The sequence below is a fragment of the Lactobacillus helveticus genome, from assembly GCF_046109915.1.
In the GTDB taxonomy this organism is placed as follows: domain Bacteria; phylum Bacillota; class Bacilli; order Lactobacillales; family Lactobacillaceae; genus Lactobacillus; species Lactobacillus helveticus.
This window is the reverse complement of record NZ_CP151471.1, coordinates 1,906,418-1,922,874: the sequence shown is the minus strand read 5'-3', so window position 1 is coordinate 1,922,874 and position 16,457 is coordinate 1,906,418. Positions and strand designations below refer to the sequence as shown.

Here is a 16,457-nt window from a genome sequence, read left to right as displayed (position 1 = left end):
CACTTAGCTGTTCATTTTCTATTCAAGTTAGTCAATTGGATGCTTTTGAGTTAATCCCTTAACTTCTTGCTTAACATGATCAATTGTCGCTTCATCTTCTGGATTAGATAAAATTTCAATAATTAATTCAGCAGTCTTTTTAGCATCTTCTTCATCAAATCCGCGGCTAGTAATAGCAGGCGTACCTATTCTCAAGCCACTAGTTACAAATGGACTGCGCTTATCACCTGGAATTGATTCCTTATTTGTTGTGATGTGAACATAATCAAGCAAGTTTTGAGCATCTTTACCAGTTAATCCGGTATCGGTAATATCAATGATCATTAAATGGTTATCAGTCCCACCTGAAACTACTCGAATATTATCTGATTGAGCAAAAGTTTCAGCCATTGTCTTAGCATTTTTAATTACTTGCTTAATATAATCTGTAAATTGTAGCTGCAAATCTTCATAGAATGCTTGCGCCTTGCCCGCAATTACATGTTCAAGCGGTCCGCCTTGCGTACCAGGGAATAATGCCGAATTAATCTTTTTGCCAAGTTCAAGATTATTAGATAAAATCATGCCCCCACGTGGGCCACGTAAGGTTTTGTGTGTAGTTGTAGTCACAACATCTGCAATAGGAATTGGACTTGGATGCTGACCTGTCGCGACCAAACCAGCGATGTGTGCCATATCTACCATCAGGTAAGCACCAACTTCATCTGCAATTTTACGGAATTTTTGCCAATCAATAATACGGCTGTAAGCTGAAGCACCGGCTACAATTAATTGTGGTTTTACCTTTAAAGCGATTTTACGAATTTCATCAAAATCCAGTTCTTCTGTTTCTACATTTAAACCATAACTATAAGATTGATAATATTTACCACTGAAGTTTACTTTAGAACCATGTGTAAGGTGTCCACCGGCACCCATGCCCATACCCAGGATCTTATCGCCAGGTTTTAAAAGTGCTTGGTAAACAGCCATATTGGCTTGAGAACCAGAGTGTGGCTGTACATTGGCAAATTTTGCATTAAAAAGCTTTTTAGCATAATCAATAGCTAGTTGTTCAACTTGATCGATGTATTGACAGCCACCATAGTAACGCCGACCTGGATAGCCTTCTGCATATTTATTAGTTAAAACTGAGCCTTGGGCTTCACGAACGGCATCAGAAACAATATTTTCTGACGCGATTAATTCGATAGTATTTTGTTGGCGTTGTTCTTCTTTATGAATTGCATCCCATAAAGCAGGAGATTTTTCTGCATATTTCAAATAAGGTGCCCCCTTCTATATCTATTAAATTGTTAGTTTATAAAAATTATACTATTAATGTAAGCCTTTTACTATTAGCAAAAAACACATTGTCATTCTATTCATAATATATCTTTATTTAGACATTGCAAAAATGCATATTTTTTTATAAAATAAAATCGCCCGTAGTAATACTAGCGATCTTACTTATTATGGGACAACATGCTTAGCCTTCCCGAAGCTAAGCATGTTTTTGTATACTTATACAATATATTACTTAAACGCGTGGTGCTAGTTAAATTGTTTTAGTTAATATAGACTTAAGTTGTAGTATCAAAAAGAAAAGAGTCTGATCTGATTGAACTGCCTTAAGCTTAAGCGTTTTAGCCACCATTTACAAGTTAGTTTTAAAGATTTAGTGATAATTTGTCGGCACTGGTATCGTTTGTATGCACCGGCTGAGTTTACTCATCGGCGAAATATTGATCAAATTAAAACTACGGACAGTCTGATTTTGGCTTTACTTATCTGGCAAGCTAAGACAGGAATTGAATCACAAAGAAGATTCTGTGAATGTTTCAATTGTTTATCACACTCACGTTTTAATCGACGTTCACGTCAGCTATTGCAATTGATTTATCAGATACGGCAAGAAATGAATAAAAAGGTTGACCTGAATGGACAGTTCTTGATCATTGACAGCTTTTCCGGTACCTGTTTGCCAACCAATTCGCAACTATCGTGCTAAAATTTTTGGCGGTTATGCCAACATTGGTTATAAGGCCACCAAGAAAATTTACTTTTATGGTTTCAAAGTTCATGCCATTGTTAGCGATGACGGTTACATTCTTGATTATGTCGTAACAAAAGCATCAGTTCATGATGCCAGGGAGACAGTTGAACTGATGGAAAATACCCATCCATCTAATTACTATCTTCTTGGCGACGAAGGCTATTTAGGCAAAGAACTGCATCAACAGCTAAAACAAATGGGTTATGAACTTTGGACACCATATCGTAAAAATATGACAGGAGCTAAAAAGCACAATGATCATCAATTGATGGCTATTCGCAGAACAATTGAAAGCGACTTTTCGCTTCTGACCTATTACAATGCCGAGAACAATCGAGCACGTAGTCTGATAGGCTTTCAAAGCCGGTTAGAAATTGCAATTTTAGCTTATAATTTGGCTTATTGTCTAGAACGATTTAACTAGCACCACGCGTATTACTTAAACATAATTATACTATAAATAACGTCCACTCTCAGCATAACACCCTTTTAAACAAAGTTAAACGCCATTATTATAATAGTGACATCAGAATTTTAATGAAAACGTAAAAAAACTACTTTTTGTAAGAGACTTAATTGATTTTCAACAAAATCTTTCCCTTATTTCAGCCCTTTGCCACTTTATCCATGGCTTCTTTCGTTTGAGATAAAGAAAAAATATCTCCATAAACGGGATGTACATTTGCTTTAGTCAGAATATCAACAGCCTCTTGCAGCTGCTTTCCATCTGCATGAACAAAGATAAAATGATAATGAACTTGATATTTCTTCGCCATGCATTCAATTTTTCGACTAGCTAATTTGAAAAGCAATTGTTTTGCCTTTATTTCTATCAAATAATCCATAAGTCCAAACTGTTTTATTATCCCAAGTTACGCTTAATTCCGCATTGTCTCTTTTATCTTTATGAACTACACCGGCACTGAAGTGCCGGGTTTCTGGGAACACTGAGTAGTGTTTAGGATCTTACATTGAACTAGTCAAATACCTAACTCACAGAACTCAGCTTGTTACCATGGCCAGTCCCTGACCACTTAGCTTTGTACTTCCTTTATGCAAGATATTAACTGCCGCATTAATATCTCGGTCATGCTTGGTTTGACACTTAGAACAAGTCCATTCACGAATCTCTAATGGCTTAGCGCCACTGTTATAGCCACATTTTGAACAAATTCTGGAAGTGTTCTTGGGATCAACTGCAATTAGTTTCTTGCCATACCATTCGCATTTGTATTCTAGCATTTGTCTAAACATTCGCCATGAAGCATTGGCAATTGATTTGGCTAAGTGATGATTTTTCTGAAGATTCTTGGTTTTCAAATCTTCAGTCGCAATTACATCATATTGCTTAACTAAATGCGTAGTTAGTTTATGCAGATAATCTCTGCGCTGATTAGCTGCTTTAGCTTGGTATTTGGCTTTTGACTTTTGCGCTTTTTGCCAATTAGCAAAGCTTTCTAAACTTCTAGGACAAAGCACCCTTTTATTCTTATTTTGTAAAACTAGTAATTTAACTAAATGTCTACGTCGAGAATACTTTTTCTGCCAAATTTTAGCTTTCTTTTCAAAATAAGAGCTATTAAAACTAGGATATTTTAGCCCATTAGACAGAATCGCTAAATCAGCCACGCCAACATCAATTCCAACCTGTTTGTCAGTTAAGCTGTACTTCTCTGGTTCAGATATTTCTACCTGTAGAGACAAATAATATTTTCCTGTTGGTTCAAGCAGAACAGTGTAGCGCTTAATCTTAGTGTTTTGCAAAACTCCATTCTTGCTGGTTTTGACATAGCCTAATTTAGGAATCTTTAAGTACCTTTTACCTGCAGTTTTTATGATTGACTTGCCTGTATAAGACTTTTTCAGATACTTGCGTGAATGAAAACGAGGCTTGCCAATTTGACCAGTTTTATCTTGAAAGAAGTTCTTCCAAGATTGAGTTAGGAATTCATTAACTACCTGCAAGCTTGAAGAATCGCTGTTTTTCAAAAAAGGATATTCTTTTTTAAGCGGCTTAAGCAGATAATTCAGCTTGAACTTGCCTAAAAAAGGCAAAGCTTTATTATTCTGATAGCGCTCATTCATCATGGCCAGCATTTAATTCCAAACAAAGCGATCATTGCCAAACATCTGCTCAAGCTGGTTTTGTTGTGTTCTATTAGGATAGAGTCTTAATTTGATCCCTTTTAGCACATTTGTTCCCTCCTTTCTTTTTAAGATTATATCAAACATATGTTTAAGAAAGAAGGAGGAAACAAGCAAACAAACTAAAAAAGGCCGGATTCATCACGGGATTGAAATCCCGTGTTTTCTCCGTCAATTAATCAATAAATATTAAAACCTATTCCAATAAATGAAACTACCAATGAAATGATAGATATGACAATAGGAATCCAATTTCCCATATAATTCTTTTCCCCCCATTAAAAAACTCTTAGTTTTTACACTAAGAGTTTTATTATTGGCATACTTTTGGCATACTTCTATGTCAATTAATACCTTTTTAAGTAGTTTTTGTTCCTGTTAAATGCTGATATATCGGCATTCCAACTCTAATTAATATAATGGTTTTATTCCCATTCAATAGTTGAAGGTGGCTTACTCGTCACATCGTAGACTACACGGTTAACGTTATCTACTTCATTGACGATTCTATCTGAAATATGACCAAGTACATCCCATGGAATTTGGGCAAAATCAGCAGTCATCCCATCAATTGAAGTAACGGCACGAATACCAATGGTGTAGTCATAAGTACGGCCGTCACCCATAACGCCAACTGAACGAATACCTGGTAAAACTGTGAAGTATTGCCAGATCTTTTCTTGCAAACCAGCCTTCTTGATTTCTTCACGCAAAATCGCATCGGAATCACGCACAATCTTGAGCTTGTCTTCTGTAACTTCGCCAAGCACGCGAATACCAAGACCTGGACCTGGGAATGGCTGACGCCATACTAAGTCATGTGGAATGCCTAATCTTTCACCAAGTTCACGAACTTCATCCTTGAACAACTTACGAAGGGGTTCAATTAACTTGAAGTGCATGTCCTTAGGAAGGCCACCAACGTTGTGGTGAGACTTGATAGTTTGGGCAGTGTTAGTCCCTGATTCAATGACATCAGTATAAAGCGTACCTTGAGCTAAGAAGTTTACATCCTTTAACTTCTTAGCTTCTTCATTGAAGACTTCGATAAATTCCTTACCGATGATCTTACGCTTTTGTTCAGGATCAGTAACACCCTTTAACTTGTCCAAAAATCTCTTTTGTGCGTTAACGCGAATAATGTTGACGCCAAGATCCTTATTCAAGGCTTGCATTACTTGGTCGCCTTCATCTTTACGCAGCATCCCGTGATCAACGAAAATTGCAGTCAATTGATCGCCAATTGCTTTGTGTAAAAGAGTAGCAGTAACGCTGGAATCCACACCGCCTGAAAGTCCTAAGATAACCTTCTTGTCACCAACTTCTTTACGAATATCGTCAACCTTCATGTCGATAAAGTCGTTCATGGTCCAGTTAGTCTCAGCACCACAAACATCAAAGGCAAAGTGCTTCAAGATGTCTAAACCATATTCTGAATTACGTACTTCTGCGTGGAATTGAATACCGTAAAACTTTTTATCTGGATTAGCAATAGCAGCAATTGGACAGTTCTTGCTTGAAGCAGTTACCTCAAAGCCGTTAGGAGCCTTAGTTACCAAATCACCATGACTCATCCAAACATATTGCTTACTTGGCAGGCCCTTAAACAATGCACTATCAGGATCTTCAACGGTAATATTAGCACGACCATATTCTTTGTTCTCAGCCTGTTCAACCTTACCGCCTAAGTCATATGACATGAGCTGCATTCCATAACAAATACCTAAAATTGGGATACCCAACTTGAAGATTTCTGGATCTACTTTTAATGCACCATCATCGTAAACACTATTAGGACCACCAGAAAAAATAATGCCCTTGGGATGCATTTCTTTAATCTTGGCAATAGAAAGATCGTGAGGTAAAAGTTCTGAATAAATACCGAAGTCACGAATGCGTCGAGTAATCAATTGGTTGTATTGACTACCAAAGTCAAGAACAATAATTTTATCAAAATAGTCTAGATTTTTAGCCACTAGGTACTCCCTCTTTTCACTAAACATTTTTAACTAACTCTACTAGGAAAAATTAAAAAGGTCAATCAAAAAATATGAAACCCGCCACAATTGTTCGGCTTTAACTATGGCAACTAGCAGTTGCAACCGCTAGTTGCGAGCGATGCAAGCAAAAAGTTCTTGTTTGCAACTGAGCTTTTTTGTAAATTGAGGATGTTCAAAAAATTGCAGAACTACGCAAGAAAGATCATCTTTCCAAAGAGGCCTTAGCCGAAAAAATGAATGTCAGTCGACAAGCCGTATCAAAATGGGAAAGCGATCAATCGATTCCCGATATTGAAAAAATCGTGGATTTATCGGAGCTTTTCGGTGTTACTACTGACTACTTATTGAAAAATGGCACGCCCTCTTTTAACACTAATGCAAAGCAAGATTCCGAAAAAAGGGAAGTAGAGTTACCCAAGTTAACCGATGATCAAATTAACGATTATTTATCGGTCACTGCAAAGGCAGCTAAGTTTAAAAGCGTTGGGTTGACTTTGGGAGGCATCGGTCTAGCACTTTTCTTTGCTATTATGGGATTCTATGAAGCAATTCATTACACTATTTTTCCTTCAACCGCCATTATCACAACGTTAATTACCTGGGCAATTAGTGTTGGATTCTTTATTTATGGATTTTTGTTAACTCGTGATTTTTATCAAATTAAAAGAAAGCAATTTACATTAACAAATGAACAACTAAAACAAATTCAAAATAAGCAAAAAAACTTCCATGACAAGAATAATAAGCGCATCATCGCTGGAGTTGTTTTATGTATTCTAGCAATTATCCCGCCTTTAGCTGTTATCGCTTTATTTACTATCCCCTTTTTTGAAGTAGAAGCCCTTGCTTTATTTATCCTCTTATTCAGCATTGCTCTTTATCAATTTGCAATTTACAAGTTACAAAAAGCAACATATACCACATTAATTCAAGAACAAAGATTATTATCGAAGAAAGATCAACAATTATTTATTAACATCTCCATCATTTACTGGTTCATTATTTTTACATGTTGGTTCATAATTGTCACTTACTTATACTCTACTTGGCTTTATAAACTAACGCTTCCAATTATTCTCTTCGGCTTCATCATTTACCTCATTTTCACCTGGTTCTACATCCAGAAAAAAGCACAAAAATAGCTAATTCAATTGCTATCATTTAGAATATTAATTAAAATATATAATCATTAATTTCATATATGATAGAAGTGAATATCATGACAACACATGCACTAACTCAAAACACTATCAATCAATTTCTTGCTGCTCGTAAAAAAGCAGCTACGCAAATTGCCATCGGCGTTCTGCTCTGCATTTTAGCAGCAGCTCCCCTGTTGATTTTAATCAGTTTCACACATCTTGGACTTTTTAGACTGTCTCTAGAAATGATGGGCATTTTAGGTGTAATTATCCTGCTAATCCTAGTAGCAATCGGTGTTTCCTTCTTCATTGCCGCTGATCACCAGACTAAGATTTACGAAGAACTAGAATATGAAAATTGTGAACTTAGCAATGAACAAGCCGAGCAAATCAGACAAGCTAAAAGAAATTTTTCTAAGCCATACACCAATATGACTATCACAGCGACTGTTTTATGCATTCTTTCAGCTGTTCCTCTTCTCTGCGGAGTCTTTTTCACTAAAACGTTAAACGGCAGCCAAATGGATCACCTAATGCCTGGGCTTGTTGCCGGTACCCTAGTTTTAGTAGCCATTGGCGTTTTCTTCTTCATCAAGAGCAACATCACAATGAACAGCTACAACATTTTGCTTCAAACAGATGACTACACGCCTCAAAAGAAAAACGGTCGCCGCATCATGAACAAATACGCTGCTATTTATTGGCTAACTGCCACAATGCTCTACTTAGAGCTACAGCTTCTTGACAAATAACTGGGAGCACAACTGGATCATCTGGCCAATTGCCGGTATTCTTTATGGCATCATTGAAAAAGTTCTTAGTCTGAAAAACAACGATATCGCACCAAAATAGGTCTTGCATTAATAATCGAACATTTAACTCTCAACTAAGTGTATAATTTTTTGCGGTAAGTTGAATAATTAATTAAAAAAGCTCAAATCCTTTGAATTTGGACTTGAGCTAAAACAAAAAGACCAGTAGTCTGATGTTAACGAAAAAAACACATTAGAAGCTGGTCTTTTATGGAATCTATTATAGCTGATATCGTAAAAATTATTAAGTCTGAAAATAATGTTATTGCCCGTGAAAAGGCATTAATGTGCTATTTCTTTGATCTGATTAGAGAATTGATGACAGCAGCACTAGAAGAAGTTGATGCTGGTCTAGTTGAAGAGACTAAAAAGCAAGGCTATCAGATCGAGAAGAAAAATAAGCGTTCAGTTGTGACTGCCTTTGGTGAAATCAGCTATTGGCGCAGAAGATATGCTTGTCCTGGCAAAAAGGCTAAATATCCACTGGATAAGCTGATGGGCTATGACAAATATAAGCGTTACAGTGTTTTGGCAGTGAAGGATATTTTGCAGGTTAGCGCCGTGGCAACTTACCGCAATACTGCTTTAGCTGTTAATACTCTCTCCTGTTTCAATATTAGCCATAGTCAAGTTGGCAAGCTGATTGTGCAAGCAGGCAAACAGATTAAAGCACAGCAGCAGTCTGAGGAAAGATACGATGGTATTGCTCAAAAGAAAAAGGTGCCAGTGCTTTATCTTGAAGGCGATGGCGTTGTGATTAAAGGCACCAAGAAGCGACTGGAATTTCATCGCTATCAAGTCTGCGAGGATATTATTAATTTAAGCAAGACGCGCAGAAAGAGAGTACAGGCCAAAGAGTTTGTTTCTTTAAGCCGCTTGGATGCTTTGCAAGAAATTAAAGCTTATTTAGCCAATACCTATGACTTAAGCGATACTTTAATCATCAGTAATGCCGATGGCGGTGCTGGCTATGCCAAGAAAGACTTTGATGAAATAGTTGGCTATTGCCGGCAGCACGAACACTTCTTGGATGTCTTTCACTTGAATAAAAAGATCAAGGACCGTTTAGGCTTTATGCCGGCTATGCCAAGCAAATTGATCAGTGCAGTTGAGTTTAAATATGACCGTCACTTGACTGACGTGATTTTAGACACGATTGAAAGCAATCTGATTGATGAGCTGAATACGCCAGAAAATCATGAGAATTTAAGGCGCCTGCGCAGCTATCTTCATCGTCGCTGGGTGGATATTAAGCCATTCAAAATGCGTCATTTGTCCGTAATTAAGGCAATTGGCTGCTGTGAAAGCAATCACCGTAAATATACTTATCGCGTCAAAGGGCAAGGAAAATACTGGTCAGAAGATGGTGCCGAAGGAATTCTGCGTGTACTGACTTGCATTAAAAACAAAGAGCTGGAATACTGGCTTAGCAGTGAGTTTGCAGGTGGACAGCTCGATATTGGTGATCAGGAAGAATTGAAAGGTGCAGTTCGTGCCAGCCTAAGAAAGACGCATGAAGCTCATCTGGGCATTCATCACGGCGCCATTGAAAGCTTAACAGCAGGACATAGCTATTTAAACGATTTTAGCAGAAAAATAAATCAAATAAATATTTAAGAAATTAAGGTCAGACTAATGGCTAATAGCCTACCGCAAAAATATTGACACTTACAACTCTCAATTTTAACTTGTGTTCGGTAAAATCTTCTGCTAAGATTGAACCAACATAAATATCTATATAAAGTCGTAATATGGTCGACAGTTTCTACCCATTACCCTAAATAATGGACTATAGGTGATTGAAAGTTAAGAATGATATATCTTATGGACTTCTTTTACCTAGTTAAGGTAGAAGAGGTCTTTTTGTTTATCTCGGGAGGTAAACGTTGAAGTTATTAGAAGACAGAATTAAAAAAGAGGGCGAAGTTTTAGACGGTGACGTTTTAAAAATCAATTCATTTTTGAATCATCAAGTTGATCCCCAACTGATGATGCAATGTGGTGCAGAATTTAAACGCCTTTTTGCAGATCAAAAGATCGACAAGATTTTAACCTGTGAAGCTTCTGGAATTGCACCCGGTGTGATGACCGCCTATGTATTAGGCGTACCTATGGTTTTCGCCAGAAAAAAGAAGCCATCAACTCTTAACGATGCCGTTTATTGGGCCGATGTCTTCTCATATACCAAAAAGGTTAACAATAAAATCTGCGTCGAAGAAAAATTCCTGCACAAGGGTGAAAATCTTCTGATTATCGATGATTTCGTTGCTCATGGTGAAGCTGTTAAAGGCATGGTTAACATCGCCAAGCAAGCTGAATGCAACATCGTTGGCGCAGGTGCCGTTGTTGCTAAAACCTTTCAAGGCGGTAGCGACTGGGTTAAGCAGCATGGTCTTCATTTTGAAGCTTTAGCAAGTATTGATAGTTTTAAAGATGGTCAGGTTCACTTTGCAAAGGAAAATTAAACTATGAAACACGATGTTAGCCACAAAAAAGCAGCTATCTTAGGTCTACAACATCTACTTGCAATGTATTCCGGTGCGGTTGCTGTTCCCCTTTTGATCGGTACCGCCCTTAAATTTAACAGTGAGCAGATGACTTATCTGGTCTCCATTGATATTTTTATGTGTGGTCTAGCCACTTTAATTCAATTATTTAGAAATAAATATTTCGGTATTGGCTTACCCGTCGTTTTAGGCTGTGCTATCCAAGCAGTTGCACCCCTAGAGATGATTGGACAAAAGTTCTCAATTAACACCATGTATGGTGCGATCATCGTCGCCGGAATCTTCGTCTTTCTAATCGCTGGCTGGTTTTCAAAAATCAAAAAGCTTTTTCCACCTGTTGTCACAGGAACTTTAATCACAGTCATTGGACTAACATTAATTCCTGTCGCCTTTCAAAACATGGGTGGCGGCAATGCTCAAGCTAAAGACTTCGGTGATACTAAAAATCTAATTGTTGCCTTTTTAACTATCATCATCATCGTAGCCATAGAAGTCTGGACCAAAGGATTTCTTCGCTCCATCTCCGTTTTGATTGGCTTAATTGTGGGAACACTGCTTGCCAGCTGCATGGGCCTCGTAACTCTAACACCAGTAGCTCAAGCTTCCTGGTTCCATTTACCACAACTTTTCTATTTCGGAGTTCCAGAATTTGAGTGGTCATCCTGCTTAACCATGATTATCATCGCTTTAGTTTCCATGGTCGAATCAACCGGCGTATTCTTTGCCATCGGTGATCTCCTTCATCAAGATATCACTGAACAAGATCTAAAAAAAGGATATCGTGCAGAAGGTATTGCACAAATCTTTGGTGGTCTTTTCAACACCTTTCCTTACACCACATTCTCACAAAACGTTGGCTTGCTCCAACTATCTGGCATCAAAACCAAGCGACCTATTTTCTGGGCTGCGGGACTTTTAATGGGTATGGGTTTATTGCCTAAAATCGGTGCTCTAGTTACAATCATCCCTGATTCCGTTTTAGGTGGAGCAATGCTAGTCATGTTTACCATAATCGCCGTTCAAGGAATTAAAATGCTAACTAAAGTAGATTTTCAAAACAACCGCAACATTCTCGTAGTAGCAATTTCAATCGGCTTAGGATTAGGCGTAACAGTTTATCCACAAATTTTTCAAGCTTTACCTCAAACAATCCAGCTTTTCCTCGGCAATGGTATCGTAGTAGCCAGTTTAAGTGCAACTTTGCTTAATTTGATTTTCAATAAACAAAAAAACTAGTAACTTAACCAATCAAATGAAGGACATCAAGTTAGATGTCCTTCATTTTTTTCATCTATAATAGATATAAGATATTTTCTATAACTGAGTGAGGTTAATATGCCAAATCAATACCATAATTTATCCAATCCACATATTGAAAGCTACATTCTATTTTATGGTCAACAAAAGTGTCATCCCAATGAATATTTTGAAAGCAATAATTTGCAAAAAAACTACGTTTTATACTACATCCTTTCAGGTGAAGGCACTTTTTCATCCAATGGCCATCACACCGTTAATTTAAGTCAGGGAGATCTATTTTTAATACCACGCAATACAACATGTTTTTTTAAAGCTGATAAAGACAATCCGTGGGAATATCTCTGGCTAGGCTTAGCTGGCAGTGATACTAAGAAAATAATTGAGGCATCCAATTTACCTAATAAAAATTTTCTTCGTCAAATCAAAAGAACTGAATTCTACAGTATCTTACTAGAACTATACGAAATGCTGAATAAAAGAAAGTCTTTACTAACTAATCTTAAAATTGCGTCTCTTACTTCTCAGTTCTTCTACTATTTAGTCAAAGAATTTCCTAACCATCCTCCAGTTCGAAAAACTCCTAAAAATGATCAATACCAAATCGCAATTAATTATTTGCAAAAAAATTATACTGATCCTAATTGCAACATTGTGGAGCTTTGCAACAGGTTAGGTGTCTCACGTAGTTTTTTATATTCATTATTTAGAAAAAATACTAATATTTCACCGCAAAAATATCTGATGCAGCTGCGCATGGAAGCAGCCAAAAAAGAATTGCAAAATACCACATCCAATTTAAAAGAAATTGCCCACAAAGTTGGCTATGGTGACGAATTCACTTTTTCAAAAGCATTTAAGCGTTACAGTGGTGTTAGCCCCAATGTATTTCGTAGAAATTAATTATATTCTTTGCTTAACTCAGGCTTCTTTGCATACAATATATAGTGTATAACTTATTAAAACAGTAAAGGAATGATTCAATGAAACAAACAGAATGTACTACTATCTTAGTAGGTAAAAAAGCAAGTATTGACGGCTCAACTATGATCGCTCGTAGTGAAGATGGTGGCCGTGTAATTATCCCTGAAGGCTTTAAAGCAGTTAATCCAGAAGACCAACCTAAGCACTACACTAGCGTTATCAGCAAGCAAAAGATCGATGATGAAGATTTAGCTGAAACTCCACTTCGTTATACTAGTGCTCCAGATGTTTCTGGTAAAAATGGTATTTGGGGCGCTGCCGGTATCAACGCTGATAACGTGACAATGACCGCTACTGAAACTATTACCACTAATTCACGCATCCAAGGCGTTGATCCTATTCTTGATCCAAGCGAAGGTGGTCTTGGGGAAGAAGACTTTGTTACTTTAACTCTTCCATATCTTCACTCTGCTTTCGATGGCGTTAAGCGTGTCGGCTACCTTGTTGAAAAATATGGTACCTACGAAATGAACGGTATGGCCTTCTCAGATAAAGACAATATCTGGTACCTTGAAACTATTGGTGGTCACCACTGGATTGCACGCCGCATCCCTGATGATGCCTACGTTATCGCACCAAACCGTTTAAACATCGATACTTTCGACTTCGATGACAGCGAAAACTTCGCTGCAGCTAGCGACTTAAAGGATTTAATCGATGAATATCATTTAAATCCAGACCGTGAAGGTTACAATATGCGTCACATCTTTGGTTCTTCAACTATCAAGGATGCACACTACAACAACCCACGTGCTTGGTACATTCACAACTACTTTGATCCCGACTTTGGCGGCACTCCAGCAGATCAAGATCAACCTTTCATTTGCCGTGCTAACCGCTTAATCTCAATCGAAGATATTAAGTGGGCTGAAAGCTCACACTACCAAGACACCCCTTACGATGCATATGGTGATCAAGGTACTCCTGAACAAAAGAAGACCTTCCGTCCAATCGGAATTAACAGAAACTTTGAAACCCACATTTTACAAATCAGAAATGACGTTCCTGCAGAAATTGCGGGTATCCAATGGTTAGCATTTGGTCCCAACACCTTCAACTCAATGGTGCCATTCTACACCAACGTCACAACCACTCCAGAAGCTTGGCAAACCACTCCTAAGTTTAACTTGAACAAGATTTTCTGGTTAAACAAGTTAACTGCTCAACTTGGCGACACCAACTACCGTGTATATGGCGAACTTGAAGATGCCTTTGAACAAAAGAGTTTAGCGCAATGCCACAAGATTCAACATGAAACTGATAAAGAAGTTAAGAATCTTTCAGGCAAGGAATTGCAAGATAAATTAATTGCAGCTAACCAAAAGATGTCTGACACTGTTTACAACAATACTGTCGAACTTTTGGGTCAAATGGTTGACGAAGGTCACGGCTTAATGACTTTGAAGTACGACTTGCTCGACTAATAATTCAAATATAAAAAGCAATAAGAGCTTGAGAATCATCTCAAGCTCTTATTTTTTACTCAAATAATGGAATTTGCATCGGCAAGTGTTTTGACTACAGTCACCTTTTTGGTTATTTCTTCTGACGGCATCACTTGGTCTGGAACAAGTACCACATCAATTCCTGCATTTAATCCTGATTCCACTCCATTTGGTGCATCTTCAAAAATCACTGCTTCATTTTTATTCACTTTTGCGATATCCAATGCATGAAGATAAATATCTGGAGCTGGCTTATTATTTTTTACATCTTCACCGGTAACGATACCTGCAAAATATTGACGCAAATCGTTGTGGCTAAGATTAAAATTAATCTTTTCCATATCTGAAGAAGAGGTAATGTAAGATTTAATTCCTTTTTCTTGTAAAAAACTAAGCAATTTTTCTGCACCAGGTTTAACTGCCAGCTTCCCTTCTTCAACTCGCTGATTAAATAAAGCCAAGGCCTCATCAAAAATCTTTTGCCCTAATGCCTTATCACCTGTTTTTTGCTGTAAATATCTCAATGTAGGCTCAAACCCAGTTGCCAAAAGTTTATTATTTTCAGATTTTTGATAATCAAAACCATATTTTGCTAAAACTTCTTTACGCGTTTAAAAATATAATGTCTCACTATCAACTAGTGTTCCATCCATGTCAAAAAAAGCTACTTTTTTATTCTTTAAATCCATTTTACTCTCCTTATACTTTTTATTTTATGTAACCTCTTTCATTGTAACAAATAAAAAAGGCATATTCTTATTCGAATATGCCTTTTTAACTAGATATTATCTAATATACCAGGTTCACTTGGATCATCTTTAATTGTGACATCAGCTCCAAGTTGACGAAGCTTCTCTTGTACACGATCATACCCGCGCAAAATATTGCCAGCTTTATCAATTACAGTGGTACCACTTGCCATTAATCCAGCAATCATCAAGCAAGCTCCTGCCCTAATTTCACCAGCAGTTACTTCTGCACCATGAAGTTGCTTAGTTGGATGAGCCAAAATAATATTATCCTCAACCTTAATATCAGCCCCCATCTTTTGTAATTGTGGGATGTGACCGTTACGTTTTGGATAAATATTATCAATTACTACGCCTTCACCTGATTTAGCAGTTAAAAGAAGTGGGGTAATTGGTTGTTGAAGGTCAGTGGCAAAGCCAGGATACACATCGGTCTTCACCTGAACCATCTTTAAGTCCCCTGCTGGGTAAACATAAAGTGAATCTTCATCTGCGTTAATTACTACACCCATTTCTTCTACTTTAGCTAAGTAAGAATCTAGGTGTTCTTCAATAATATTATGAATACGAATACCATTACCAATGCAAGCGGCCAAAGAAACATAAGTACCTGCTTCAATACGATCAGGAATAATTGTATGTGGAATCTGTGCTTTAAGCATATCCACACCTTCAATTCTGATTGAATCAGTTCCGGCACCACGAATTACTGCACCCATATTGTTTAAAAAGGTGGCTAAATCAATAATTTCTGGTTCTTTAGCTGCATTTTCAATAATAGTTTGACCCTGCGCAGTTACACTGGCCATAATAATATTCATCGTTGCACCAACAGATGGCATTTTCAAATGAATTTTTGCCCCATGCAATCCATCTTCTGGTGCTGTAATTATAATTTGATCATTTTCATTCTTTACACTGGCGCCTAAGGCTTCAAAGCCCTTAATATGTTGGTCAATAGGACGTGGCCCAATATCGTCACCACCAGGGAAGCCTACTACTGCCTTGCCAAAACGACCAAGAAGTGCACCCATGAAGTAATACGATGCACGCAAACTCTTAATCTTACCAGCTGGTAATGGACTCATCTTGATATTTTCTGGATCAATACGTAATGTAGTTTCTCCAAAATCACAATGTACATCCATCTCGCTTAATAAATCCATTAAGTTGGCAACATCAACAATCCTTGGGACGCCTTCCAAAGTTACTGGTGTTCTTGACAAAATCGATGCTGGAATGAGCGCAACTGTAGAGTTCTTGGCGCCACCAATCCAAACATCACCTTGTAGAGGCTTTCCACCATGAATAATCATCTGCTTCATTGGCGAAAATCCTTTTCTTTTACTTTCAATTAATCATAATAATGTTAAAGGATATT

At 37.4% G+C, this 16,457-nt stretch carries 11 protein-coding genes, 3 pseudogenes and 1 riboswitch; of the genes and pseudogenes, 8 read left to right on the top strand and 6 right to left on the bottom strand.

All coding sequences use genetic code 11. From position 1 onward, the window contains the following. Nucleotides 1-27: 27 nt before the first annotated feature. Nucleotides 28-1,263, bottom strand: coding sequence for a serine hydroxymethyltransferase (gene glyA / locus AADV52_RS09745; RefSeq protein ID WP_014918199.1), 1,236 nt, complete (start codon nt 1,261-1,263; stop codon nt 28-30). A 337-nt stretch (nt 1,264-1,600) separates the two neighbouring features. Here glyA and AADV52_RS09740 point away from each other — a divergent pair. Then, nucleotides 1,601-2,459: pseudogene (locus AADV52_RS09740) on the top strand (IS982-like element ISLh1 family transposase). Between the two features lie 181 nt (nt 2,460-2,640). Here the strand turns inward: AADV52_RS09740 and AADV52_RS09735 are convergent. The 3 genes and pseudogenes from AADV52_RS09735 to guaA form a co-directional block, all read right to left on the bottom strand. After that, entirely contained in the window at nt 2,641-2,880 is a 240-nt protein-coding gene (locus AADV52_RS09735) for a zinc-binding dehydrogenase (RefSeq protein ID WP_014918198.1), read from the bottom strand. Nucleotides 2,881-3,037: 157 nt separating this feature from the next. After that, nucleotides 3,038-4,267, bottom strand: a pseudogene (locus AADV52_RS09730) (RNA-guided endonuclease TnpB family protein). A 338-nt stretch (nt 4,268-4,605) separates the two neighbouring features. Continuing rightward, the gene (guaA, locus tag AADV52_RS09725; protein WP_171030388.1) at nt 4,606-6,183 is read right to left on the bottom strand and encodes a glutamine-hydrolyzing GMP synthase; all 1,578 of its coding nucleotides are present in this window, start codon (nt 6,181-6,183) and stop codon (nt 4,606-4,608) included. 230 nt (nt 6,184-6,413) lie between these two features. Here guaA and AADV52_RS09720 point away from each other — a divergent pair, with 230 nt between their 5' ends. From AADV52_RS09720 to AADV52_RS09690, 7 genes and pseudogenes are all read left to right on the top strand, one after another. Then, on the top strand, nt 6,414-7,322 hold the full coding sequence (locus AADV52_RS09720) for a helix-turn-helix domain-containing protein (RefSeq protein ID WP_014918194.1): 909 nt from the start codon (nt 6,414-6,416) through the stop codon (nt 7,320-7,322). Nucleotides 7,323-7,381: 59 nt separating this feature from the next. Beyond that, nucleotides 7,382-8,174 (top strand): annotated as a pseudogene (locus AADV52_RS09715) (hypothetical protein). Between the two features lie 170 nt (nt 8,175-8,344). After that, a complete protein-coding gene (locus AADV52_RS09710) occupies nt 8,345-9,751 on the top strand; it encodes an ISLre2 family transposase (protein ID WP_126096223.1) in 1,407 nt (468 codons plus the stop codon). A 97-nt stretch (nt 9,752-9,848) separates the two neighbouring features. Then, nucleotides 9,849-9,946: riboswitch (purine riboswitch) on the top strand. A gap of 74 nt (nt 9,947-10,020) precedes the next feature. Then, nucleotides 10,021-10,599, top strand: coding sequence for a xanthine phosphoribosyltransferase (locus tag AADV52_RS09705; protein ID WP_014918191.1), 579 nt, complete (start codon nt 10,021-10,023; stop codon nt 10,597-10,599). A gap of 3 nt (nt 10,600-10,602) precedes the next feature. Further along, nucleotides 10,603-11,877: a nucleobase:cation symporter-2 family protein gene (locus AADV52_RS09700; RefSeq protein WP_014918190.1), complete on the top strand. Its 1,275-nt coding sequence runs from the start codon at nt 10,603-10,605 to the stop codon at nt 11,875-11,877. 99 nt (nt 11,878-11,976) lie between these two features. Continuing rightward, a complete protein-coding gene (locus tag AADV52_RS09695) occupies nt 11,977-12,801 on the top strand; it encodes an AraC family transcriptional regulator (protein ID WP_014918189.1) in 825 nt (274 codons plus the stop codon). Between the two features lie 80 nt (nt 12,802-12,881). Next, nucleotides 12,882-14,306: a C69 family dipeptidase gene (locus AADV52_RS09690; RefSeq protein ID WP_014918188.1), complete on the top strand. Its 1,425-nt coding sequence runs from the start codon at nt 12,882-12,884 to the stop codon at nt 14,304-14,306. A gap of 59 nt (nt 14,307-14,365) precedes the next feature. Here AADV52_RS09690 and AADV52_RS09685 read toward each other — a convergent pair whose 3' ends face one another. Beyond that, a complete protein-coding gene (locus tag AADV52_RS09685) occupies nt 14,366-14,875 on the bottom strand; it encodes an HAD family hydrolase (protein ID WP_014918187.1) in 510 nt (169 codons plus the stop codon). 230 nt (nt 14,876-15,105) lie between these two features. Continuing rightward, nucleotides 15,106-16,401 (bottom strand): UDP-N-acetylglucosamine 1-carboxyvinyltransferase, encoded by a 1,296-nt coding sequence (locus AADV52_RS09680; protein ID WP_014918185.1) that lies wholly within the window; start codon nt 16,399-16,401, stop codon nt 15,106-15,108. Nucleotides 16,402-16,457: the final 56 nt, after the last annotated feature.